Source organism: Streptomyces sp. NPDC053367 (assembly GCF_044545925.1).
In the GTDB taxonomy this organism is placed as follows: Bacteria; Actinomycetota; Actinomycetes; order Streptomycetales; family Streptomycetaceae; genus Streptomyces.
The window spans coordinates 41,569-65,457 of the sequence record NZ_JBITYN010000003.1 but is presented as its reverse complement, the minus strand read 5'-3'; the positions used below and the strand labels follow the sequence as shown (position 1 = coordinate 65,457).

General features: G+C 70.5%; 20 protein-coding genes and 4 tRNA genes. 11 read left to right on the top strand and 13 right to left on the bottom strand.

The window, feature by feature from the left end; all coding sequences use genetic code 11:
• The first annotated feature begins 195 nt into the window (after positions 1–195).
• Together ACIGXJ_RS09885 and ACIGXJ_RS09880 are read left to right on the top strand one after the other, a co-directional pair.
• Positions 196–1,704: a N,N-dimethylformamidase beta subunit family domain-containing protein gene (locus ACIGXJ_RS09885; RefSeq protein ID WP_399642850.1), complete on the top strand. Its 1,509-nt coding sequence runs from the start codon at positions 196–198 to the stop codon at positions 1,702–1,704.
• 124 nt (positions 1,705–1,828) lie between these two features.
• On the top strand, positions 1,829–2,728 hold the full coding sequence (locus ACIGXJ_RS09880; RefSeq protein ID WP_399642849.1) for a phosphoribosylaminoimidazolesuccinocarboxamide synthase: 900 nt from the start codon (positions 1,829–1,831) through the stop codon (positions 2,726–2,728).
• Between the two features lie 93 nt (positions 2,729–2,821).
• Here ACIGXJ_RS09880 and ACIGXJ_RS09875 read toward each other — a convergent pair.
• From ACIGXJ_RS09875 to ACIGXJ_RS09840, 8 genes are all read right to left on the bottom strand, one after another.
• A tRNA-Gly gene (locus tag ACIGXJ_RS09875) sits at positions 2,822–2,897 on the bottom strand.
• A gap of 23 nt (positions 2,898–2,920) precedes the next feature.
• Positions 2,921–3,529, bottom strand: a complete 609-nt coding sequence (locus tag ACIGXJ_RS09870; RefSeq protein WP_399642848.1) for a response regulator — start codon at positions 3,527–3,529, stop codon at positions 2,921–2,923.
• A complete protein-coding gene (locus ACIGXJ_RS09865) occupies positions 3,526–4,734 on the bottom strand; it encodes a sensor histidine kinase (RefSeq protein ID WP_399642847.1) in 1,209 nt (402 codons plus the stop codon). Before ACIGXJ_RS09865 ends, ACIGXJ_RS09870 begins: the two co-directional genes overlap by 4 nt.
• A 72-nt stretch (positions 4,735–4,806) precedes the next feature.
• Positions 4,807–5,571, bottom strand: coding sequence for an ABC transporter permease (locus tag ACIGXJ_RS09860; protein WP_399642846.1), 765 nt, complete (start codon positions 5,569–5,571; stop codon positions 4,807–4,809).
• Positions 5,568–6,518, bottom strand: a complete 951-nt coding sequence (locus ACIGXJ_RS09855) for an ABC transporter ATP-binding protein (protein ID WP_399642845.1) — start codon at positions 6,516–6,518, stop codon at positions 5,568–5,570. The genes ACIGXJ_RS09860 and ACIGXJ_RS09855 overlap by 4 nt, the downstream gene beginning before the upstream one ends.
• Before the next feature lie 133 nt (positions 6,519–6,651).
• Positions 6,652–6,724 (bottom strand) — tRNA-Gly (locus ACIGXJ_RS09850).
• Between the two features lie 80 nt (positions 6,725–6,804).
• Positions 6,805–6,876: transfer RNA gene (locus tag ACIGXJ_RS09845), tRNA-Gly, on the bottom strand.
• 124 nt (positions 6,877–7,000) lie between these two features.
• Positions 7,001–7,318, bottom strand: coding sequence for an Lsr2 family protein (locus ACIGXJ_RS09840; RefSeq protein WP_399642844.1), 318 nt, complete (start codon positions 7,316–7,318; stop codon positions 7,001–7,003).
• A gap of 311 nt (positions 7,319–7,629) precedes the next feature.
• Between ACIGXJ_RS09840 and purS the strand changes: the two genes are divergently transcribed.
• The 7 genes from purS (at position 7,630) to purM (ending at position 15,214) form a co-directional block, all read left to right on the top strand.
• Complete coding sequence (purS, locus tag ACIGXJ_RS09835) at positions 7,630–7,893, top strand: phosphoribosylformylglycinamidine synthase subunit PurS (RefSeq protein WP_015659417.1); 264 nt, start codon at positions 7,630–7,632, stop codon at positions 7,891–7,893.
• Positions 7,890–8,570, top strand: coding sequence for a phosphoribosylformylglycinamidine synthase subunit PurQ (gene purQ, locus ACIGXJ_RS09830; protein ID WP_399642843.1), 681 nt, complete (start codon positions 7,890–7,892; stop codon positions 8,568–8,570). The genes purS and purQ overlap by 4 nt, the downstream gene beginning before the upstream one ends.
• Complete coding sequence (purL, locus tag ACIGXJ_RS09825) at positions 8,567–10,837, top strand: phosphoribosylformylglycinamidine synthase subunit PurL (RefSeq protein ID WP_399642842.1); 2,271 nt, start codon at positions 8,567–8,569, stop codon at positions 10,835–10,837. The genes purQ and purL overlap by 4 nt, the downstream gene beginning before the upstream one ends.
• Before the next feature lie 82 nt (positions 10,838–10,919).
• On the top strand, positions 10,920–11,714 hold the full coding sequence (locus tag ACIGXJ_RS09820) for a sterol carrier family protein (RefSeq protein WP_399642841.1): 795 nt from the start codon (positions 10,920–10,922) through the stop codon (positions 11,712–11,714).
• 44 nt (positions 11,715–11,758) lie between these two features.
• Entirely contained in the window at positions 11,759–12,520 is a 762-nt protein-coding gene (locus ACIGXJ_RS09815) for an META domain-containing protein (protein WP_399642840.1), read from the top strand.
• A gap of 61 nt (positions 12,521–12,581) precedes the next feature.
• Positions 12,582–14,111 (top strand): amidophosphoribosyltransferase, encoded by a 1,530-nt coding sequence (gene purF / locus ACIGXJ_RS09810; protein WP_399642839.1) that lies wholly within the window; start codon positions 12,582–12,584, stop codon positions 14,109–14,111.
• 32 nt (positions 14,112–14,143) lie between these two features.
• On the top strand, positions 14,144–15,214 hold the full coding sequence (gene purM, locus ACIGXJ_RS09805) for a phosphoribosylformylglycinamidine cyclo-ligase (protein WP_399642838.1): 1,071 nt from the start codon (positions 14,144–14,146) through the stop codon (positions 15,212–15,214).
• A gap of 104 nt (positions 15,215–15,318) precedes the next feature.
• Here purM and ACIGXJ_RS09800 read toward each other — a convergent pair whose 3' ends face one another.
• Both ACIGXJ_RS09800 and ACIGXJ_RS09795 read right to left on the bottom strand, forming a co-directional pair.
• Positions 15,319–15,576 carry a DUF3073 domain-containing protein gene (locus ACIGXJ_RS09800; RefSeq protein ID WP_399642837.1) on the bottom strand — a complete coding sequence of 86 codons (258 nt, stop codon included), beginning with the start codon at positions 15,574–15,576 and terminating at the stop codon, positions 15,319–15,321.
• Positions 15,577–15,879: 303 nt separating this feature from the next.
• On the bottom strand, positions 15,880–16,974 hold the full coding sequence (locus ACIGXJ_RS09795; RefSeq protein WP_399642836.1) for a Leu/Phe/Val dehydrogenase: 1,095 nt from the start codon (positions 16,972–16,974) through the stop codon (positions 15,880–15,882).
• A gap of 224 nt (positions 16,975–17,198) precedes the next feature.
• On the opposite strand from ACIGXJ_RS09795, the gene ACIGXJ_RS09790 reads away from it, so the two are divergent.
• The gene (locus ACIGXJ_RS09790) at positions 17,199–18,050 is read left to right on the top strand and encodes a hypothetical protein (protein WP_399642835.1); all 852 of its coding nucleotides are present in this window, start codon (positions 17,199–17,201) and stop codon (positions 18,048–18,050) included.
• A 541-nt stretch (positions 18,051–18,591) separates the two neighbouring features.
• The gene (gene bldC / locus ACIGXJ_RS09785) at positions 18,592–18,798 is read left to right on the top strand and encodes a developmental transcriptional regulator BldC (RefSeq protein ID WP_003949541.1); all 207 of its coding nucleotides are present in this window, start codon (positions 18,592–18,594) and stop codon (positions 18,796–18,798) included.
• Between the two features lie 398 nt (positions 18,799–19,196).
• On the opposite strand, the gene ACIGXJ_RS09780 is transcribed toward bldC, so the two are convergent.
• The 3 genes from ACIGXJ_RS09780 to hrpA all read right to left on the bottom strand — a co-directional run bounded on the left by ACIGXJ_RS09780 (position 19,197) and on the right by hrpA (position 23,835).
• Complete coding sequence (locus tag ACIGXJ_RS09780; RefSeq protein WP_399642834.1) at positions 19,197–19,388, bottom strand: DUF6274 family protein; 192 nt, start codon at positions 19,386–19,388, stop codon at positions 19,197–19,199.
• Between the two features lie 331 nt (positions 19,389–19,719).
• Positions 19,720–19,794 (bottom strand) — tRNA-Asp (locus ACIGXJ_RS09775).
• Between the two features lie 96 nt (positions 19,795–19,890).
• On the bottom strand, positions 19,891–23,835 hold the full coding sequence (gene hrpA, locus ACIGXJ_RS09770; RefSeq protein WP_399642833.1) for an ATP-dependent RNA helicase HrpA: 3,945 nt from the start codon (positions 23,833–23,835) through the stop codon (positions 19,891–19,893).
• Positions 23,836–23,889 lie beyond the last annotated feature (54 nt).

Here is a 23,889-nt window from a genome sequence, read left to right as displayed (position 1 = left end):
GCCGGCGCAGCACCCCGTACCGGAGCACCGTCTTCCACTTTCGGTCAATCGAAGACGAACAGTGACGGGATCCATGCGGAATGTGATGTGCTGGGAAGCGGTCGCGCACATGGCAAGAACGCGCGACATAGGACAGCAACATGCGCCCGCCACACCACGCACCGTCATACGGGGGCCCGAGGGAGGGGAGCCACCATGGGATCGGAGCACATCCGCCGGTGGGAGTCCGGCGCACTGGCCCACGCGGTGACGGACCCCTTCGGCCAGGGCCCCGTCCCCTGGCTGCGCGGCAGCGAGACCTACTTCGACGACACCGGCCAGGTCGTCCCCTGGTACGTGGACCAGGCGCCGGGCCAGACCCCCCGCGAGGGCACCCCGCGCGTGCCGCCCCCGCGCAACGCCCCCTCCTCCTCGGGCGCGCCCCGCTCGGCCGACGACGTGCACCGCCAGATCAAGGGCTTCACCTCCACCGGCGCGGTCGCCCCCGGGGAGGCCCTCGACTTCCACATCACCGTCGACCCGCCCCAGGAGTTCGGCGTCGACATCTACCGCATCGGCCACTACGGCGGCGACGGCGCGGCGAAGATCACCACCAGCCCGCGTCTGTCCGGTATCGTCCAGCCCCCGCCGCTGACCGCCGGACGCACGGTCTCCTGCCACCACTGGTGGCTGTCCTGGCGGCTGCAGATCCCGTCGTACTGGAGCAACGGCGCGTATGTCGCGGTCCTGACCACCGCCGACGGCTACCGCTCCCACATCCCCTTCACCGTCCGCGACGGCCACCCCGCCGACCTGCTGCTGCTCCTGCCGGACATCACCTGGCAGGCGTACAACCTCTACCCGGAGGACGGCCGCACCGGCGCCAGCCTCTACCACGCGTGGGACGAGGACGGCCGCCTGCTGGGCGAGGCCGACGCCGCCACGACCGTCTCCTTCGACCGTCCCTACGCCGGCGCGGGCCTGCCCCTGCACGTCGGCCACGCCTACGACTTCATCCGCTGGGCCGAGCGCTACGGCTACGACCTCGCCTACGCCGACGCACGCGATCTGCACGCCGGCCGCGTCGACCCCGCCCGTTACCGGGGCCTGGTCTTCCCCGGTCACGACGAGTACTGGTCGGTCCCGATGCGCCGCACGATCGAGCTGGCCCGCGACACCGGCACCTCGCTCGTCTTCCTGTCGGCCAACACCATGTACTGGCAGGTCGAGTTGGGCCCCTCCCCGTCCGGGGTGCCCGACCGGCTGCTGACCTGCCGCAAGCGCAAGGGCCCTGGCAGGCCGGTGCTGTGGCGTGAGATCGACCGTCCCGAGCAGCAGTTGGTGGGCATCCAGTACGCCGGCCGGGTCCCCGAACCGCACCCCCTGATCGTCCGCAACGCAGGCCACTGGCTGTGGGAGGCGACCGGCACCCACGAGGGCGAGCCGATCGAGGGCCTGGTCGCGGGCGAGGCCGACCGCTACTTCCCGCGCGCCCCGCTGCCCGAGCACGAGGAACGCGTCCTGCTCGCCCACTCCCCGTACACCGACGGCGACGGCGCCCGGCGCCACCAGGAGACCTCGCTGTACCGTGCGCCGTCCGGCGCCTGGGTGTTCGCGTCCGGGACGTTCGCCTGGTCGCCGGCCCTCGACCGCCCCGGCCACGTCGACGCCCGGATCCAGCGCGCGACCGCCAACCTCCTCGACCGCATCTGCAAACGGGACTGATCACGGCCCTGACCACCTCCCCGATCACCTCGCCCCGCCGCGGTCCCCGTGGGACCCGGTGTCCACGCCTCGCCCCCCGATACGGGACAATCGAGCCACTTGGACAGAACCACGGGGAGGAACCGTGTCCGGATTCGTCGAAAAGCCCGAACCGATCCAGGTTCCGGGCCTGGTGCATGTGCACACCGGCAAGGTGCGCGACCTGTACCGCAACGAGGCGGGCGACCTCGTGATGGTCGCCAGCGACCGCATGTCCGCCTACGACTGGGTGCTGCCGACCGAGATCCCCGACAAGGGCCGCGTCCTCACGCAGCTGTCCCTGTGGTGGTTCGACCAGCTGCGCGACCTCGCCCCCCACCACGTCCTGAGCACCGAGCTGCCCGAGGGCGCCCCCGCCGACTGGGCCGGCCGCACCCTGGTCTGCAAGTCGCTGCGGATGGTCCCCGTGGAGTGCGTGGCCCGCGGCTACCTCACCGGCTCCGGCCTGGCCGAGTACAACGACTCCCGCACGGTCTGCGGCCTCGCCCTCCCCGAGGGCCTGACCGACGGCTCCGAGCTGCCCGCCCCGATCTTCACCCCGGCCACCAAGGCCGCCGTCGGCGAGCACGACGAGAACGTCTCCTACGAGGAGGTCGCCCGCCAGGTCGGCGCCGACACCGCCGCCCGGCTGCGCCAGACGACCCTCGCCGTCTACGGCCGCGCCCGCGACATCGCCCGCGAGCGGGGCATCATCCTGGCGGACACCAAGTTCGAGTTCGGCTTCGAGGGCGACACGCTCGTCATCGCCGACGAGGTCCTCACCCCCGACTCCTCCCGCTTCTGGCCGGCGGACCAGTGGCAGCCGGGCCGCGCGCAGCCGTCGTACGACAAGCAGTTCGTGCGGGACTGGCTGACGTCGGCCGAGTCCGGCTGGGACCGCAGGAGCGAGCAGCCCCCGCCGCCCCTGCCGGAGCAGGTCGTCGAGGCGACCCGCGCCAAGTACATCGAGGCCTACGAGCGTCTGACGGGCACACGCTGGGCGTAACTCCCGTGGCGGAAGGGGCCCCTGGGAAACCAGGGGCCCCTCGCACGAGTCCCGCAACACGAAGAAACCCCCGGCGGAGACCGGGGGTTTTTCTGGAGCGGACGACGAGGCTCGAACTCGCGACCTCAACCTTGGCAAGGTTGCGCTCTACCAACTGAGCTACGTCCGCAGTGCGCCGTGGCGCGAGAGCAACTATACCCAACCTCGCTCGCGCGCGAGACGCACTGCCGCATGACGGTTGTCCGCACCGAGCTTCATGACGGCCGAGGAGAGGTAGTTGCGCACGGTCCCCTGGGACAGCGAGGCCCGTTCGGCGATCTCCGCGACGGGCGCCCCGTCGGCCGCCAGCTCCAGCACCTCGGCCTCCCGCGCGGTCAGCGGCGAGTCCCCGGCGGCGATCGCGTCGGCCGCCAACTCCGGGTCCACATAGCGGTTTCCCGCGTGCACCGTACGGATGAGCTCGGCGAGCCGCTGCGCGCTGACGGTCTTCGGCACGAAGCCGCGCACCCCCGCGGCGAGCGCCCGCTTCAGATGCCCGGGCCGGCCGTGGCTGGTCACGATCAGCACCCGGCAGCCCGGCAGTTCGGCCCGCAGCGATGTGGCGACCTTCACACCGTCCGCGCCCGGCATCTGGAGGTCCAGCACGGCGACATCGGGCCGGTGGGCCCGGGCCATCGCCAGTGCCTCCGGCCCGGTGGCGGCCTCCGCGACGATCAGGAGGTCGTCCTCCAGCGCCAGCAGCGCCGCCAGGGCGCCCCGGATGAGGTGCTCGTCGTCGGCGAGCAGCACCCGCACGGTCATCCGGCCGCCCCGCTCACCGGCACCCGCGCCACCACGCGGAACCTGCCGTCGCCGGCATGGCCGGCCTCCAGCGTCCCGTCCACCGCGGCCAGCCGCTCCCGCAGCCCGGCCAGCCCGGAGCCGCCGCCTTCCGAGGCCGTCCCGGCCCCGTCGTTCTCCACCGTCAGCACCACATGCCCCTGTGTCGTCCGCAACCCCACCGCGCACCGTCCCGCGTCGCCGTGCCGCAGCACGTTCGTCGTGGCCTCGCGGACCACCCACCCGAGCGCCGACTGCACCTCGGCGGGCAGCTCGCAGGCCTCCTCGGTCATCTCGCACTCGATCCCGGCCGCGGTCAACACACCCTTGGCGCCAGCGAGTTCGGCGGCCAGGTCGGCGTCACGGTAGCCGCGTACGACATCGCGCACCTCGCGCTGGGAGTCCTGCGCGATCCGCTGGACCTCGATCATCTGCTCCACGGCCTCGGGCCGCTCGCGCCGCGCCAACTGCACGGCCAGCTCGCTCTTGAGGGCGATCACCGCCAGATTCCGCCCCAGTACGTCGTGCAGGTCCCGCCCGAACCGCAGCCGCTCCTCGGCGACGGCGAGCCGGGCGCGGGTCTCGCGGGCGGCGTCGAGCTCGTAGACGGCGTTCAGCAGCCAGACGGAGAAGATGGAGGTGAAGGCCAGGAACCCGCCGCCGACGAGCACCGCGAGGCCGGTGAGCAGCGCGGCCGGAGCGGGCGCCCCGATGGGCCAGGCGACCGAGGCGGCGCCCGCCGCGAATCCGGCCACGATCCCGAACACCCGCCTGCGGTTGCGCACGCCGAGCGCGATGGTGCCGGCCCCGAAGACCAGGACGCCCCCGAACACCGCACCCGCCGCGGACTCGACCTCCTCGCCGCCGGGCCCGTGCTCGGCGAGCCCGATCGTCCCTACGGCGATCACCGCGGTCACCGCCGCGAGCACCCACAGCAGCCGCACCGGCTGCTCCCGCTGCCCCCGCGTCCAGTCCAGCGCCCGCGACGCGGTCACCGCCCCGACCACCGCGTGCACGGCCACCACCAGCAGCAGCCAGACCCCGACGCCGCTGCCCGCCTCCCCCAGGGCCGCGAGGCCGACGGCGAACACCTCGATCACCCCGAAGAAGTGGAACGACCAGCGCGTGTACGTCTCGACCTTGGCGGGAGTGCTCTTCTCCCGCCACCAGCCCACCGGGCCACCCATACGCCTCCCCCTACGTCCCCCGACGCCCCGCCCGGCCCAGGCGGCCCGGCAGGCCCACCCGGACGCCGGGCCCTAACGCCGCGGCTCCCACCGGAACCACCGTCGTACAGCAAACACCGCGATCAACGTCCAGGCCAGCGCGGTCGCCCCCGCCGCGAGGGCGTCCGCCGCGGACAGCTCCCCGGTCCAGCCGCCCCGCACCAGCGTGATGACCCCGGTGAGCGGCAGCAGCTCGAACGCCGAGGCCACCCCGTCGGGCGCGAGTTCCAACGGGACCATGATCCCCGAGCCGATCATCGACACCATCACCAGCGGCAGCGCGGTGGCCTGGGCGCTCTCCACGGTCCGGGTGAAGCTCGCGGTCACCGCGGCGAGGGCCGCGCACAGCACCAGCCCCAGCAGCAGCCCCAGCACGGCGAGCGGAGCGGCCTTCGGCGCGGGCACGTCCAGCAGCGCCGTACAGCCCGCCACCAGCACCAGCGACTGCAGCAGTCCCGTCACCACGGCCGGCAGCGACGCACCGGCGAGGATCTCGGCGTCCCGCGGCTCCCCGGTGCGCAGCCGCTTGAGCACCAGCTCCTCACGCCGCCCCACGAACACCCCGACGAGCGCCGAGTACACCGCGAACAGCAGCGAGAACCCCACGGCCCCCGGCAGCAGCACCAGACCCGCACTGAGCCCGTTCTCGGCCAGGTCCATGTCCTCGACGACGGACCGCACGCTGAACGGCAGCACCAGCGGCACGACCAGCGCCCCGAGGAGCATCCCCCGGCTGCGCCCGAACAACGTCAGCTCGGCCCGCCCGAGCGCCGCGACCCGTCCCGTGACCGTGGTCATGCGGCCACCTCCACACGCTCCGCGCGCTCGGCCTCCCGGGCGATGCCCAGGAACGCCTCCTCCAGCGACGCCGCCCGCACATCCAGCCCGTGCAGCTCGACCCCGGCCCCCTCGGCCCACACCAGCAGCCGGGTGGCCGCCCGCTGCAGCTCGCGCGTCCGCAGCCGTACGACGTCCCCGTCCACGCTGTGCCCGCTCACCCCCAGCTCGCCCAGCGGCGGCAGGTCCCCGAGGAAGTACCCCTCGGGCAGCCGGAAGGAGATGTGGGAGGGCTGGGCGTCCGTCACCTCGGCCGGTGTGCCCGCGGCCGCGATCCGCCCGTGGTGCAGGATCGCCAGCCGCCCGGCCAGCTCCTCGGCCTCCTCCAGGTAGTGCGTGGTCAGCAGCACGGTCGTCCCGCGGTCCCGCAGCTCCCGCACCAGCTCCCAGGTCTCCTGCCGTCCCTGCGCGTCGAGCCCGGTCGTCGGCTCGTCCAGGAACAGCACCTCCGGATCGCCCAGCAGCGCCAGCGCCAGATCCAGCCGTCTGCGCTCCCCGCCGGACAGCTGCTTGACCCGTACGCCGGTCCGCCGGGCGAGCCCGACCCGCTCCAGCACCTCGCCCGTCGGCCGCGCCCCGGTCACGCACCCGGCCCACATCCGCGCGGTCTCGGCCACGGTCAGCTCCGACGGGAATCCGCCCTCCTGCAGCATCACGCCCGTCCGCGGCCGTACGGCGGCGCGCTCGGCGTGGGGATCGTGGCCGAGGACGCGCACCCGGCCCCCGCTGGGCGGCGCCAGGCCCTCCAGCAGCTCGACGGTGGACGTCTTGCCGGCCCCGTTGGTGCCCAGCAGCGCGAAGATCTCCCCGTGTGCCACGTCGAAGGAGATCCCGCGCACGGCCTCGAACCCGCCCCCGTACACACGCCGTAGATCGGTGACCTCGATCACGTGCTCTGTCGTGTTCATGGATTCAGCGTCCCGGCGCGCGGCGGCCGGCAGCAGTGCGCGCTGTCATCACTCGGCATGACAAATGTCAGACCCGGATACCTGGGGCGGGCATGAAAAAACCCCGGTCCAGAAGGACCGGGGTTTCATCCCGAGCGGACGACGAGGCTCGAACTCGCGACCTCAACCTTGGCAAGGTTGCGCTCTACCAACTGAGCTACGTCCGCATTGCCGCCGACCAGCTTTCACTGATCGGTGCGAGCACCAGCCTACCTGATCCACAACAGTGGTCGGGACGGCGGTGCAGAGCGGGTGACAGGAATCGCACACTGCGCCTTCCCCCTGGAAGGGGGATGTTCTACTACTGAACTACACCCGCATGCCGCTGTGAGCTGGGCTTTTCGGCCCCGCCCCGTGGCGTGCTCCAGACTCTAGCTGATCAGCGGGGGTGCTGTGCAAGTCGGTTGCGCCGAGGGGCGGGTGCGCGGGTGCCGGCGGCGGGCTCACTGGGCCGCGGCGAACGCCTCGTAGACCTTCTTGGGGATGCGGCCGCGCGCGGGGACGTCCATCTTGTTCGCCTGGGCCCAGGCGCGGACCGCCGCCGGGTCGGGGGCGACCTCCGTCTGCCGGAAGGCCCGGCCCGAGCGCGACCGCTTGCGGCCGGCCTCCACGTAGGGCGCGAGCGCCTTACGCAGTTTCTCGGCATTGGCTTCATTCAGGTCGATCTCGTACGACTTGCCGTCGAGTCCGAAGGCGATCGTTTCCGCCGCTTCCGAGCCGTCGATGTCGTCGAAGAGGGTGACCACGACCTTCTGCGCCACGAATATCGGTCCCTTCGTACGGCACGTCATGCAGCTCAGCTGTGCCGACGTGCCGAGTTTGTCGGCTATTGCCAATTCATTTGTACAGTGCCCGGCATTGCAAAGTGAAGCCCGACTAAATCTCTCCGCGTGTCCGGACGCAATAGGTATCGCAGGCCGATCGGCGATCTTTCCCGGGAATTTTCCCGGAACCCCCCGTTCGATACCCGATCGTGATGGCGGTCACGTAGGTTCCTACGACTCTACTCGCGTAGAAATTTTGTGCGGGTAGTCTGAAGGAACCTGCTCAGCACCACACACCGGGAGTGCCAGTGGCACGCGTCGTAGTCGACGTCATGCTCAAGCCGGAGATCCTCGACCCCCAGGGCCAGGCGGTGCAGCGCGCACTGCCGCGGCTGGGTTTCGAAGGCATCTCGGACGTCCGTCAGGGAAAGCGTTTCGAACTGGAAGTTGACGGGCCGGTCGACGAGGCCGCGCTCGCCCGCATCCACGATCTTGCGGAATCCTTCCTCGCGAACACCGTGATCGAGGACTTCACCGTCAAGGTCGAGGAAGTCGCGGAGGCCGCGAAGTGACCGCTCGTATCGGCGTCGTCACTTTTCCGGGAAGTCTCGACGACCGGGACACCCAGCGCGCGATCCGTCTGGCGGGCGCCGAACCGGTCGCCCTCTGGCACAAGGACAAGAACCTCCACCAGGTGGACGCGGTCGTCCTGCCCGGCGGTTTCTCCTACGGCGACTATCTGCGCGCCGGCGCCATCTCCCGCTTCTCGCCGGTGATGGAGACCGTGATCGAGCAGGCGAAGGCCGGTATGCCGGTCCTCGGCATCTGCAACGGCTTCCAGATCCTCACCGAGGCCCACCTGCTGCCCGGCGGCATGCTCGGCAACGACCACCTGCACTTCATCTGCCGCGACCAGAAGCTGCGGGTGGAGAACGCGAACACGGCCTGGACCAGCGACTACGAGCAGGGCCAGGAGATCCACATCCCGCTCAAGAACATGGACGGCCGCTACGTGGCCGACCAGTACACGCTGGACAAGCTGGAGGCCGAGGGCCGGGTGGCGTTCCGCTACCTGGACTTCAACCCCAACGGCTCGCTCAACGACATCGCCGGCATCACCAACGAGGCCGGCAACGTCGTGGGCCTGATGCCGCACCCGGAGCACGCCACGGAGCCGCTCATCGGCACCGGCCGCACCGACGGCCTCCCGTTCTTCACCTCGATCCTCAAGAAGCTGGTCAACGCATGAGCCGGACGCCTCTGGACACGGTCGAGCACGCGGCCGCGACCCCCGACGTCGAGCTGCCCTGGGCCGAACTCGGCCTGAAGAAGGACGAGTACGAGCGCGTGGTCGAGATCCTCGGCCGCCGGCCCACCGGTGCCGAGCTCGCCATGTACTCGGTCATGTGGTCCGAGCACTGCTCGTACAAGTCCTCCAAGGTCCACCTCCGCCAGTTCGGCGAGAAGGCCCCCCGGTCCGACGCCATGCTCGTCGGCATCGGCGAGAACGCCGGTGTCGTCGACGTCGGCCAGGGCTACGCGGTCACCTTCAAGGTCGAGTCGCACAACCACCCGTCGTACGTCGAGCCCTACCAGGGCGCGGCCACCGGCGTCGGCGGCATCGTGCGCGACATCATCGCGATGGGCGCCCGGCCGGTCGCGGTCGTCGACCCGCTGCGCATGGGCGCGGCCGACCACCCCGACACCAAGCGCGTCCTGCCGGGCGTCGTCGCCGGCATCGGCGGCTACGGCAACTGCCTCGGCCTGCCGAACATCGGCGGCGAGGTCGTCTTCGACTCCTGCTACCAGGGCAACCCGCTGGTCAACGCCGGTGCCATCGGCGTCATGCGGCACGAGGACATCCACCTCGCGAAGGCGTCCGGCGCGGGCAACAAGGTCATCATGTACGGGGCCCGCACGGGCGGCGACGGCATCGGCGGCGCGTCGATCCTCGCCTCCGAGACCTTCGACGACGCGAAGCCCTCGAAGCGTCCCGCCGTGCAGGTCGGCGACCCCTTCCAGGAGAAGCTGCTCATCGAGTGCACCCTGGAGGCCTTCAAGGAGAAGCTCGTCGTCGGCATCCAGGACCTGGGCGCCGCCGGCATCTCCTGCGCCACCAGCGAGCTGGCCTCCAACGGCTCCGGCGGCATGCGCGTCACCCTGGACGACGTCCCGCTGCGCGACTCCACGCTCTCGCCCGAGGAGATCCTCATGAGCGAGTCGCAGGAACGCATGTGCGCGGTCGTGGAGCCGGAGAAGGTCGAGCGCTTCCTGGAGATCTGCGACAAGTGGGACGTCATCGCCACCGTCATCGGTGAGGTCACCGACGGCGACCGGCTGGAGATCTTCTGGCACGGCGAGAAGATCGTCGACGTCGACCCGCGCACGGTCGCCCACGAGGGCCCGACCTACGAGCGCCCCTACGCCCGCCCGTCCTGGCAGGACGAGCTGCAGGCCGACGACGCGAACAAGCTGCCCCGCCCGGCGACGAGCGAGGAGCTCAAGGACCAGGTCCTGAAGCTGGTCGCGTCCCCGAACCAGGCCTCCAAGAAGTGGATCACCTCCCAGTACGACCACTTCGTGCAGGGCAACACCGTCCTCGCCCAGCCCGAGGACTCCGGCATGATCCGCATCGACGAGGAGACCGGCCTCGGCGTCGCCATCGCCACCGACGGCAACGGCCGCTACGCCAAGCTCGACCCGTACACGGGCGCGCAGCTGGCGCTGGCGGAGGCGTACCGGAACGTGGCGACGACCGGTGCCAAGCCGCTCGCCGTGTCGGACTGCCTGAACTTCGGCTCGCCCGAGGACCCGGCGGTCATGTGGCAGTTCGCGGAGGCCGTACGCGGTCTGGCGGACGGCTGCCTCCAGCTCGGCACCCCGGTGACCGGCGGCAACGTCTCGCTGTACAACCAGACGGGCGAGGTCGCCATCCACCCGACGCCGGTCGTCGCCGTGCTCGGCGTGATCGACGACGTGGCCCGCCGCACCCCGGTCGCCTTCCAGGAGGAGGGCCAGCTCCTCTACCTGCTCGGCGACACCCGCGAGGAGTTCGGCGGCTCGGCCTGGTCCCAGGTGGTCCACGACCACCTCGGCGGTCTGCCGCCGAAGGTCGACCTGGAGCGCGAGCGGCTGCTCGCCGAGATCCTGATCTCCGCCTCCCGCGACGGCATGATCGACTCCGCGCACGACCTGTCCGACGGCGGCCTCGTCCAGGCCGTGGTCGAGTCGGCGCTGCTCGGGGAGAAGGGCGCCCGGCTGATCGTCCCCGACGGCCTGGACGCCTTCACCTTCCTCCTCTCCGAGTCGGCCGGCCGCGCGATCGTGGCCGTCCCGCGTTCGGAGGAGGTCCGCTTCAACGACATGTGCGGTGCCCGGGGCCTGCCCGCCACCCGCATCGGCGTCGTCGACGGGACCGGCCCGGACGCGGTGGTCGACGTCCAGGGCGAGTTCACCCTCACCCTGGCCGAACTCCGCGAGGCCCACGAGAACACCATCCCGGCGCTGCTCAAGTAGGCGACGCCGGACGGCTGTGAGGGCCCCGCCCGTCTCCACGGGCGGGGCCCCCGTGCGTCCCGCCCCGGCATAGGCTCGCCCCATGCCGGCCAAGAAGCGCACCCGTACCTATGACCCCGCCAAGATCCGCGCCGCGGTGTTCGCCCAGTTCGGGCACGTACGCCGGGCCGTGAGCACCCTGACGGCCGATCAACTCGCGCTGCCCACGCGGCTGGGCGAGTGGACCGTACGGGATCTGGCGGCGCACATCACGATGGCCGTGGAGACCGTCAGCCGGAACATCGAACGGGACGAGCCGGCCAGGCCCGAACTCACCCTCCTGGACTGGCCCTTCGCCACCGCCGCCCGGGCCGCCGACATCGCCGACGGCACCCGCGCCCTCGCCGAGGCCCACCCCGACCTCGACGCCCTGTACGCGCGCACCGAAGAACGCCTCGCCGAGCGCCTCGCCGACGCCCCCGGCACCCGGCTGCTCGCCGCCCGCACCGGCGCGATGGTCCTGGACGACTACCTGGTCACCCGCACCGTCGAACTGGTCGTCCACACCGACGACCTGAACGCCGCCGTGCCCGGCCTTGCCGTGCCCTTCGACAAGCAGGCCCTGGCCGCCTGCACCCGCCTGCTGGCCGACGCCCTCGCCGCGAAGGCGCCCGGCGGCGCGACCGAGGTGCGTATCCCGCCGTACGCCGTGGTGCAGTGCCTGGAGGGCCCCCGGCACACCCGCGGCACCCCGCCGAACGTCGTCGAGACCGGCCCGCTGACCTGGATCCGGCTGGCGACCGGCCGTCTGACCTGGGCGGACGCGCTGGAGGCGGCGCAGGTCAGCGCGAGCGGGGAGCGGGCCGACCTGAGCGGGCTGCTGCCGCTGATGGGCTGAGATCCGCAGGGGAACCGATCGCGGGCGGCCTCCGTCACACCGGCATGGACAAGCAGCGACTGACCCTCGCGGCCCTGACCCTGCTCCCGCTCCTGGCCGCCTGCGGAACCGAGAAGCCCGGCGGTGACGCCGTCGCCGCCGGGCCGGACGTCACCGGGGTGCGCTGGGCCGTCACCGACGTCACCGTCGACGGCCGCACCAGCAAGGCCCCGGCCGGCGCCCATCTGCGGATCGGCGCCGACGGCAGGGCCGACGGCAGCCTCGGCTGCAACGGCTTCGGTTCGGACGCCGACCTGGACGGCGACCGCATCGCCTTCAAGGGGCTCGGTGCCACCGAGATGGCCTGCGACGGCGTCCCCGCGCGGTTCGAGCAGACCCTCGCCGACACCCTCACCGACGGCAGCCTCACCGCCCGCGTGCGGGACGGGAACCTCACCCTGACCACCGCCGACGGCGACCGCGTCCGGCTCACCGAGCAGCGGCCGACCGCGCTGTCCGGCACCAGGTGGCAGATCACCCGCCCCGCCGCGAACGGCCGCGCCCACCTGGTCTTCGACACAGCGAAGGGAACCCTCTCGGGAAGCCTGGGCTGCAACCGCGTGAACGCCGAGGCGACCGTGCGCGACGGCCGTATCACGCTCGGCTCGCTCGCCACGACCCGAATGATGTGCGAAGCCTCACTCATGAACACGGAGCGAAGCATCGAACGGGTCCTCGACGGCGGCGTCGACTACCGCATCGACGCTCGCACCCTCACTCTGACCAGCGAAAACGGCGAATCTCTGACCGCTGTCGCCGCCGAGTGATCGATTACTGACGGGTATCCCCAATTCGGACCAGTGGTCGATCTCGCCTACACTCGAAGGCGTGCCACGTGGTGACGGTCGACTCAATCACGATCTACTTCCCGGCGAGAAAGGCCCCCAGGACGCGTGTGGCGTCTTCGGTGTCTGGGCTCCGGGCGAAGAGGTCGCAAAGCTCACGTACTTCGGGCTCTACGCCCTCCAGCATCGGGGCCAGGAATCCGCGGGAATCGCGGTCAGCAACGGCTCCCAGATCCTCGTCTTCAAGGACATGGGCCTCGTCTCCCAGGTCTTCGACGAGACCTCTCTCGGTTCGCTCCAGGGTCATATCGCGGTCGGACACGCCCGCTACTCGACCACCGGCGCCTCCGTGTGGGAGAACGCCCAGCCGACGTTCCGTGCCACCGCGCACGGCTCGATCGCGCTCGGCCACAACGGCAACCTCGTCAACACGGCCCAGCTGGCCGAGATGGTCGCCGCCCTCCCCGACGACAACAACAGCCGCTCGACCCGCGTGGCTGCCACCAACGACACCGACCTGCTCACCGCGCTCCTCGCGGCCCAGGTCGACGAGGACGGCAAGCCGCTGACCATCGAGGAGGCGGCCCACCAGGTCCTCCCCAAGGTCCGTGGCGCGTTCTCGCTCGTCTTCATGGACGAGCACACCCTCTACGCCGGCCGCGACCCGCAGGGCATCCGCCCGCTGGTCCTCGGCCGACTGGAGCGCGGCTGGGTCGTCGCCTCGGAGTCCGCCGCGCTGGACATCTGCGGCGCCAGCTACGTGCGCGAGATAGAGCCGGGCGAGTTCATCGCGATCGACGAGAACGGCCTGCGCACCTCCCGCTTCGCGGAAGCGAAGCCCAAGGGCTGTGTCTTCGAGTACGTGTACCTGGCCCGTCCCGACACCGACATCGCCGGCCGCAACGTCTACCTCTCCCGCGTGGAGATGGGCCGCCGCCTGGCGAAGGAAGCCCCCGTCGAGGCCGACCTGGTCATAGCGACCCCGGAGTCCGGCACCCCCGCCGCCATCGGCTACGCGGAGGCGTCCGGCATCCCCTTCGGCGCCGGCCTCGTCAAGAACGCCTACGTCGGCCGCACCTTCATCCAGCCCTCCCAGACGATCCGCCAGCTCGGCATCCGTCTGAAGCTGAACCCGCTGAAGGAAGTCATCAAGGGCAAGCGCCTGGTCGTCGTCGACGACTCCATCGTGCGGGGCAACACCCAGCGGGCCCTGGTCCGCATGCTGCGCGAGGCGGGCGCCGCCGAGGTCCACATCCGGATCTCCTCCCCGCCCGTGAAGTGGCCCTGCTTCTTCGGCATCGACTTCGCCACCCGCGCCGAGCTCATCGCCAACGGCATGACCATCGACGAGATCGGCACCTCGCTGGGCGCCGATTCGCTGGCGTACATCTCCATCGACGGCATGATCGAGGCGACCACCATCGCCAAGCCGAACCTGTGCCGTGCCTGCTTCGACGGCGAGTACCCGATGGAGCTCCCCGACCCGGAGCTGCTGGGCAAGCAGCTCCTGGAGACGGAGCTGGCCGCAGGGCCCGCCGCCACGGCTGCCGCGGACGCGATCCGCCGCCCCTAAGTTCTGCCGTACGACACGAAGGTTCTCACCACATGTCTGAGACGACTGGTGCCAGCTACGCAGCCGCGGGCGTCGACATCGAAGCGGGAGACCGCGCCGTAGAGCTGATGAAGGAGTGGGTGAAGAAGACGCAGCGCGCCGAGGTCGCGGGCCTCGGCGGTCTCGGCGGCTTCGCCGGCCTCTTCGACGCCTCCGCCCTCAAGCGCTTCGAGCGTCCGCTGCTCGCCTCCGCCACCGACGGCGTCGGCACGAAGGTCGACATCGCCCGCCAGATGGGCGTCTACGACACCATCGGCCACGACCTGGTCGCCATGGTCATGGACGACATCGTGGTGTGCGGCGCCGAGCCGCTGTTCATGACCGACTACATCTGCGTCGGCAAGGTCCACCCCGAGCGGGTCGCCGCCATCGTCAAGGGCATCGCCGAAGGCTGTGTGCTGGCGGGCTGCGCCCTGGTGGGCGGTGAGACGGCCGAACACCCCGGTCTGCTGGGCGCGGACGACTTCGACGTCGCCGGCGCCGGTACGGGCGTGGTGGAGGCCGACCGGCTGCTCGGCGCGGATCGCATCCGTACGGGTGACGCGGTGATCGCCATGGCGTCCTCCGGCCTTCACTCCAACGGGTACTCGCTGGTGCGGCACGTCCTGCTGAAGCAGGCCGGCCTCGCCCTGGACGCCCGTGTCGAGGAACTCGGCCGCACCCTCGGCGAGGAGCTGCTGGAGCCCACCAAGATCTACTCGCTGGACTGTCTGGCGCTCACCCGCACCACCGAGGTCCACGCCTTCAGCCACGTCACCGGCGGCGGCCTCGCGGCCAACCTGGCCCGCGTGATCCCGGACAGCCTGCACGCCACCGTGGACCGCTCCACCTGGACCCCCGGAGCGATCTTCGACCTCGTCGGCAGGACCGGGAGCGTCGAGCGCCTGGAGCTGGAGAAGACGCTGAACATGGGCGTCGGCATGATCGCGATCGTGCCGCAGAGCTCCGTGGACGTGGCCCTGACGACGCTGGCCGACCGCGGGGTCGACGCCTGGGTCGCGGGCGAGATCACCGAGCGCGGCGAGCACACCACGGGTGCTGAGCTGGTCGGCGACTACGCGTGAGTCACTCCGCCCCCTTCGGGGGGCGGAACTCCGTGAAGGCAGCACGAAACCCGGTCCGGTGCCCTGAGGCCCCGGACCGGGTGACGGTCAAACTGCTGCAAGCGTTACGCGCCGCGACGCTGCTGCGAGGAACCGTGTTCGTCCTCGTCGTCCTCGTCGTCGTCCTCATAGAGGTCGGCGTACCTGGAGTACAGATCGTCGTCGTCGTGCTCATCTTCCTCGAAGCGGTCGCCGTTCGGCGACTGGTTCGACGTCGATGCGCCCAGCTCTTCAGCCAGGCGTGAGAGGTCAGTCCCACCGCTGTTGTACTTCAGCTGGCGGGCGACCTTCGTCTGCTTGGCCTTGGCCCGGCCGCGCCCCATGGCTCGACCCCCTCAACGACGGGGCTCGACGGCCCCAGAGTCTGACACGCGTTCATGATCCGGAACGGACTCTCCATGGAGAGGCCGGTCCGTAGGGCTTCCACGGTACCTGAGCCCGCGCCCATACGGTACGTCGCCCGCAGCACGCGCGTGTGCACAGGACCTTCGAGGCGCCCTGTCCTCGCTGGTCAATGGCGATTTTAACCACTTATCGGGGGACGACCCGCCGGTTGAAGTGAGAGTTCTCTCTAACCGACCCCCGGCGGGTACCGCGCAAACCCTTGGCCCGCGCTCTCCGGAACGTCAGCGTCCGTGCGCGGCGGCGGCCTCGTGCATCCGCTGCTCGGCGATCCGGTCGGCCGCGGCGGCCGGCGGAATCCCATCGGCCTTCGCACGTGCGAATATGGCCAGCGTGGTGTCGAAGATCTTCGCCGCCTTCGCCTTGCACCGGTCGAAGTCGAACCCGTGCAGCTCGTCGGCCACCTGGATGACACCGCCCGCGTTCACCACGTAGTCCGGCGCGTAGAGGATCCCGCGGTCGGCGAGGTCCTTCTCCACGCCCGGGTGGGCGAGCTGGTTGTTGGCCGCGCCGCAGACGATCTTCGCCGTCAGCACCGGCACGGTGTCGTCGTTCAGGGCCCCGCCGAGCGCGCAGGGGGCGTAGATGTCGAGGTCCTCGACGCGGATCAGGGTCGCGGTGTCGGCGACGGCCGTGACGCCCGTCGGGTGCGCCGCGAGGATGCGGCCCACGGCGTCCTCGCGGACGTCCGTGACGACGACCTCGGCGCCCTCCGCGCGCAGGTGCTCCACCAGGTGGTGGCCGACCTTGCCGACGCCCGCGATGCCGACCTTGCGGCCGCGCAGCGACGGGTCGCCCCACAGGTGCTGGGCCGAGGCACGCATGCCCTGGTAGACGCCGAAGGCGGTCAGCACCGAGGAGTCGCCGGCGCCGCCGTTCTCCGGGGAGCGGCCGGTGGTCCAGCGGCACTCGCGCGCGACGACGTCCATGTCGGCGACATAGGTGCCGACGTCGCAGGCGGTGACGTAGCGACCGCCCAGCGAGGCCACGAACCGGCCGTAGGCCAGCAGCAGCTCCTCGCTCTTGATCTGCTCCGGGTCGCCGATGATCACGGCCTTGCCGCCGCCGTGGTCGAGGCCGGCCATGGCGTTCTTGTACGACATGCCGCGCGCGAGGTTCAGCGCGTCGGCGACGGCCTCCTCCTCGCTCGCGTACGGGTAGAAGCGCGTACCGCCGAGGGCGGGGCCGAGGGCGGTGGAGTGGATGGCGATGACGGCCTTGAGGCCGCTGGCGCGGTCCTGGCAGAGCACGACCTGCTCGTGGCCCCCCTGATCTGAGTGGAACAGGGTGTGCAGGACGCCGTCGGTTACGTCGGTCACTGTGGTGACTCCTGGGTAAGCAGAGGCGGTTGGGAAGAGGTCCCGTGCGGGTGGCGGGGCCCCTTTGGGGGGAAGAGTAGAGCCTGTCCGGGGCCGCTCACCTCGCCGTGCTCAGGATCACCTCCTCACGGAGTACCCCCGTGCGACGATTCGCATAGTTTTCCCGCTCTTTTGTGGGCGGGTTCCGCAGTTTTCCCCGGTCGGCGGCGGGGGAGGGAGCAGGCGTGCCCAAGGTGTCCTCGGTGATCGTCCCGTACACGGCCTACTTGCGGGTCTACGAGCCGCTGGCCGCCTTCCCCGAGCCGGAACGCAGTCACTGGGCCCGTTACGCCCGCCGCTCCGAGCGCCCGACGTACCAGGACGAACTGCGCCGGTCCCTGGCCGACTTGCTGCCCACCCCGCCGGTACCGGTGCCCGTGCACGAGAGCGGCGACGCCTTCGTCCTGGAGTCCGGGGGCGTGATCCACGTCTGCCCCTGGCGCACCCGGCTGCGCGGCTGGCAGGCCCTCGGTGACCTCGGGGAGGAGCTGCCCGCGTCGGTCCTGGACGCCGTACTGCCGCCGCTCGTACGTGATCAGGCGGCGCGGGACTACGAGCGCTGGCTGGTGCGCAACCCCGACGCCCGGCCGTGGATCCGTACGGCGACCTGGCAGGTGCCGCTGAACTGGTTCGTGCTCGTCGCCGACGAGGAGCGCGAGTACGCCAAGGGCTCCGGCGACACCGGCGGCGAGCCGCCCGTGCTGCGCTACCGCACCCCGATGGTGCAGGCCCGCCGCCGGGTCGCCCGGGGTCTGCGGGCGCTGAAGGACGCGATCGACGAGGGCCCGCTGATCGACGGCCTGGTCGACGTCGGCCGCTGGCTGGAGGAGTTCCACCCGCGCTCGGTGGTCGAGCTGGACTACGGCGGTCTGGTGCACGTCCTGCCGGCGGGCGACCTGGAGGGCGACCACTCGGCCGCGGACGTCGCCGAGGGGATCGACGCGCTGCGCCGGGACGACGGGGCCGCGGCGGGGGAGGCGTACGGGCGGCTGGTGGAGCGCTGGCGCGCGGTGCGGGACCTGCGGTCGGCGAACTGAGCGGGGCGCCCGTCCCGGCCCACCTGACGCCGCAACAGAAACGACACCTTACGAGTGACGTGCGTCACGGCCTTGAAGGCAGTGCACCGCGTACGGTCTACCGCACTTCCAGAAGTTGACGGGACGTAGGTCCCGATCCGGGCGTTTACCCCAAGCGTGACAGACCGCACGTACGCGGCCCTTGCGCCCCTTGCCCCTCCTCGTGCCAAAATAGGACAAGGAGCCCGGGGAGGGCTCTTCTCAGCATTGCACGCTTTGGGGGGTCTGGTGACTCCTGATCGCTCTGTGACTGATCGTCACAGTCGCGTGACTGTCCGCTATGGCATGGTCCATCGGCTTCCGTCGCTGATGAACACCTGGGAGGGCAATTCCATCGGTTTGGCCGACGCGGCTGGACAGATGGTGTAGTTGTAGTGCCGAGGACAAGCCGTTCGTCCTATAACCGACTCGACTCGCGTCCGCCATTTCGGGCAACGCGGGTCAAGGTGCAGAATTTAGAGGAAAGAACCGAGAAGGTTCGGTTCTCCCGAGGAGGCCGCTCATGACCGCTCGCACCCCTGATGCCGAGCCGCTGCTGACCCCGGCTGAGGTCGCCACGATGTTCCGCGTCGACCCGAAGACGGTCACGCGGTGGGCGAAGGCCGGCAAGCTCACGTCGATCCGCACGCTCGGCGGACACCGACGCTACCGCGAGGCCGAGGTCCGCGCTCTGCTCGCGGGCATCCCGCAGCAGCGCAGCGAGGCCTGAACAACTTCATAACCGGGCAAACCGGCCGGACCCCCAACCTGGCCGAGGTGCTCGAAACACTGGCTCCACACGACGCTGGACCTGCCCCAACAGGACCTTTGCATCGTTGATCGCGCTGGACTCCGCCGGGTCCAGCGCGATTTTTCATGCCCACGGAGAGTGTCCGACGGCGGGGTGGGGGAGGGTTCTGCGTGGCCGGGGGGCGACCCCTCGGTACTGGTGCAATTGCACATATTAAATTGACCACTTGTAGGAGTGGGGTAAGAACCACTGTTTCGGAAACTCGTCCGGTGACTCCCGTCACACGCCGCGGCACTTGTCGCCTCCGGCGCACCTGCGCTAATGGAAGCGCACGTTCCACCGCCCCATCGCCGTAAGGCCGTTGGGGCCACCGAGCGTCACGAAGCCGGCGCGCCCTCTTCGCGCTCCTCCTCCTCGGGGGTGTCAGTACCCCGCTGCGGGGAGTCCATGGCCAGCCGCAGCAACTGACGGCACACCGGGCAGTGCCGCGTCAGATGCCGGTACGACGACGCGGCCGCCAGATGCGCCCGCAGCAGCGCCCGCGTCTCATGCCTGACCGAAGCCGCCATACGCCCCCTCCAGCCCCCGCCACGCCATGACCCTGACTTCCGGGGTACCGAGGGAATGTGACGCCGTCAAGGCGGCTGCAGAGCCTTTGACGGGTCGCCAGACGGTTCCAGGGGGCTCAGGAGGGGGATTCAGGGACGGCGAAGCCGGCGAGAGCCGCACGGAACCCGACCGGGGCCCGCGTTCGCGAGGGGGGTGAGGGGGCGTGAGCAGGTCCCGCGGTCCCTTTCGGCCGGGGCCGGAATGGCGACAAGGCCCGCGGTCCCCCTCGACCGGGCCGGGACATGAGAAAGGCCCGCATCCCTCGCGGGGGCGGGCCTTACTCGATCGATGCGGTCCTGACGGGATTTGAACCCGCGGCCTCCACCTTGACAGGGTGGCGAGCACTCCAAACTGCTCCACAGGACCAGGTTTCGCGGCGTTTCGCGTTTCTGCGTTGCGCTGCGAGAAGGACTCTACAGGAGGGTGAGCCCCTGGTCGAACTCACCCTCAGTGCGGGTCCGGTCACGGCGCGGCGGCGTCGATCGCCTTCACGATCCGCTTGTCGGAGACGGCGTACGCCGTGCCCAGCGCGTGCGCGAAGTAGCTCACCCGCAGCTCCTCGATCATCCAGCGGATCTCCAGGACGGAGGCCGGCACGGGCCGGCCCTTCGGCAGCTGCTCCAGCAGCCACGCGTACTCGTCCTGCATGTCGTGGACCTTCTCCATGCGGGTCGTGTCCCGCTGGACGCCCGTCGGCATCTGCTGCAGCCGCCGGTCCGCCGCCACGAGATACCGCATCAGATGCGGCAGCCGCCCGATCCCCGCCTCCGTCACGAAGCCCGGCTTCACCAGGGCGTCCAGCTGCGCCCGCACATCCGCCAGGTTCGGCAGCAGCGCGGGGCTCCGTACGGCCTTCAGGCGCCGCTCACAGGCCTGCCAGGCCGCCAGCACCTGCTGCACCTGCCCGACCGTACGCACGGTCGTGTCGACGATCTCCGCCCGCACCTTGTCGTACAGCTTCCGGTAGGACTCCTCGTCCCACGCCGGTCCGCCGAAGTCGCCGATCAGCTTGTCCGCCGCCGCCATCGCGCAGTCGTCGAACAGCGCCTGCACCGAGCCGTGCGGATTCGCCGACAGCGCGAGCTTCTGGGCGTTGGTCAGCTTCTCGGACGCGAACTTCGCCGGGTTGACCGGGATGTTGCGCAGGATCAGCCGCCGCGTGCCCTTCCACATCGCCTCGGCCTGCTCGGCCTCGGTGTCGAAGAGGCGTACGGAGACGGTGTCGCCGTCGTCGACCAGCGCCGGGTACGCCTTCACCGGCTGCCCCGCCCGGCGCGTCTCGAAGACCCGGGTGAGCGTGCCGATCGTCCAGTCGGTGAGGCCCTTGCGCTCCAGCGACTCCCCGCCCTCACGGGACGCGGTCGCCGCGGCCGCCTGCGACAGCGCCTTGCGGGCCTTCGGCTTCAGCCGGAGCTTGAGCGCCTCCAGGTCCTTGTCCTCCGCGAGCTTGCGGCGCCGCTCGTCGACGATCCGGAAGGTGATGCGCAGATGGTCCGGCACCTTGGCCCAGTCGAAGTCGTCCGCCTCGAAGGGCACGCCGACCATCCGCTTCAGCTCGCGGGCCATGGTGACCGTGAGCGGCTCCTGGAGCGGGACGGCCGTGTCCAGGAAGCGCTTCGCGAAGTTCGGCGCAGGCACGTAGTTGCGGCGGATCGGCTTGGGCAGGGCACGGATCAGCTCCGTGACCAGCTCCTCCCGCAGGCCCGGGATCTGCCAGTCGAAGCCCTCGTCCGTGACCTGGTTGAGCACCTGCAGCGGGATGTGGACGGTCACGCCGTCCGCGTCCGCGCCCGGCTCGAACTGGTACGTCACCCGGAACTTCAGCTGCCCCTGCCGCCACGAGTCCGGGTAGTCGGCCTTGGTGACCGCCTCCGCCGACTCGCGGATCAGCATCTCCCGCTCGAAGTCCAGGAAGTCCGGCTGCTCGTGCCGCTTGTGCTTCCACCACGAGTCGAAGTGCGCGCCGGAGACGACGTGTTCGGGCACCCGCTGGTCGTAGAAGTCGAACAGCGTCTCGTCGTCGACCACGATGTCCCGGCGCCGCGCCCGGTGCTCCAACTCCTCGACCTCGCTGAGGAGTCTGCGGTTGTCGGCGAAGAACTTGTGATGGGTTCGCCAGTCGCCCTCCACCAGCGCGTTGCGGATGAACAGCTCGCGGGAGGCCTCGGGGTCGATACGGCCGTAGTTGATCTTCCGCTGGGCGACGATCGGCACGCCGTAGAGCGTGACCTTCTCGTACGCCATCACCGCCGCCTGGTCCTTCTCCCAGTGCGGTTCGCTGTACGTCCGCTTGATGAGGTGCCCGGCGAGCGGCTCCACCCACTCCGGCTCGATCTTCGCGTTGACCCGCGCCCAGAGGCGGGAGGTCTCCACCAGCTCGGCCGACATCAGGAAACGCGGCTGCTTCTTGAACAGCGCCGAGCCGGGGAAGATCGCGAACTTGGCGTTGCGGGCGCCCAGGTACTCGTTCTTGTTGCCGTCCTTCACGTCCTTCATGCCGATGTGCGAGAGCAGTCCGGCGAGCAGGGAGACGTGGACGCGGTCGGCGGGGGCGTCGTCCTCGTTGAGGTGGATGCCCATCTGCTTGGCGACCGTGCGCAGCTGGCTGTAGATGTCCTGCCATTCGCGGATGCGCAGGAAGTTCAGGTACTCCTGCTTGCACATGCGCCGGAAGGAACTGGACCCCCGCTCCTTCTGCTGCTCGCGGATGTAGCGCCAGAGGTTCAGGTAGGCGAGGAAGTCGCTGGTCTCGTCCTTGAAGCGGGCGTGCTGCTGGTCGGCCTGGGCCTGCTTGTCGGCCGGGCGCTCGCGCGGGTCCTGGATCGACAGCGCGGCGGCTATGACCATGACCTCGCGGACGCAGCCGTTGCGGGCCGCCTCCAGGACCATGCGGGCCAGCCTCGGGTCGACGGGCAGCTGCGCCAGCTTGCGGCCGGTGTCCGTCAGCCGCTTGCGCGGGTCCTTCTGGGCCGGGTCGAGCGCGCCCAGCTCCTGCAGCAGCTGCACACCGTCCCGGATGTTGCGGTGGTCCGGCGGGTCGATGAACGGGAACTTCTCGATCTCACCGAGCCCGGCCGCGGTCATCTGCAGGATGACGGACGCCAGGTTCGTCCGCAGGATCTCCGCGTCGGTGAACTCGGGCCGCGCGAGGAAGTCCTCCTCGCTGTACAGCCGGATGCAGATGCCGTCGGACGTACGGCCGCAGCGGCCCTTGCGCTGGTTGGCGCTGGCCTGCGAGATCGGCTCGATCGGCAGCCGCTGCACCTTGGTGCGGTGGCTGTAGCGGCTGATGCGGGCGAAGCCGGGGTCGATGACGTACTTGATGCCGGGCACCGTCAGGGACGTCTCCGCGACATTCGTCGCCAGAACGATCCTGCGCCCGGTGTGCTGCTGGAACACCCGGTGCTGCTCGGCGTGCGACAGCCGGGCGTAGAGCGGCAGCACCTCGGTGAACCGGTATCGCTTCTTGTTCAGCGCGTCCGCGGTGTCGCGGATCTCGCGCTCACCGGAGAGGAAGACGAGGATGTCGCCCTGCCCCTCGGCCATCAGTTCCTCGACGGCGTCGGTGATCGCGGTGATCTGGTCCCGGTCGGCGTCCTCGGACTCCTCCTCCAGCAGCGGCCGGTAGCGCACCTCGACGGGATACGTACGCCCGCTGACCTCGATGATCGGGGCGTCCCCGAAATGCCGGGAGAACCGCTCGGGGTCGATCGTCGCGGAGGTGATGACCACCTTGAGGTCGGGCCGCTTCGGCAGCAGCTGGGCGAGGTAGCCGAGCAGGAAGTCGATGTTGAGGGACCGCTCGTGGGCCTCGTCGATGATGATCGTGTCGTAGGCGCGCAGCTCGCGGTCGGTCTGGATCTCGGCGAGCAGGATGCCGTCCGTCATCAGCTTCACGAAGGTGGCGTCCGGGTTCACCTGGTCGGTGAACCGCACCTTCCAGCCGACGGCCTCGCCGAGCGGTGTCCGCAGCTCCTCCGCGACCCGCTCCGCGACCGTACGGGCGGCGATACGGCGCGGCTGGGTGTGGCCGATCATGCCGCGCACACCCCGGCCGAGCTCCATGCAGATCTTCGGGATCTGCGTGGTCTTACCGGACCCGGTCTCGCCGGCCACGATGACGACCTGGTGCTCGCGGATGGCGTCCGCGATGACGTCCTTCTTCTGGCTGACGGGGAGCTGCTCGGGATAGGTGACCTCCGGCACGCGCCGGCGGCGCGCGGCCATCCGCTCCTCGCCCCGGGCGACCTCCGCCTCGATCTCCTCGAGCACGGCGGCCCGGGCCTCCGGCTTACGGATCTTGCGCGCGCCTTCCAGCCGCCGCCCGAGCCGGTGCGCGTCGCGCAACGACAACTCGGTCAGACGGGCGGCGAGGGCGCCGAGGGCGGGGGCAGGCTGCGTAGACATACGCGATCCAGGATCTCATCCCCGCCAAATTCCTGGCGAACGCTTTTGCCCGGG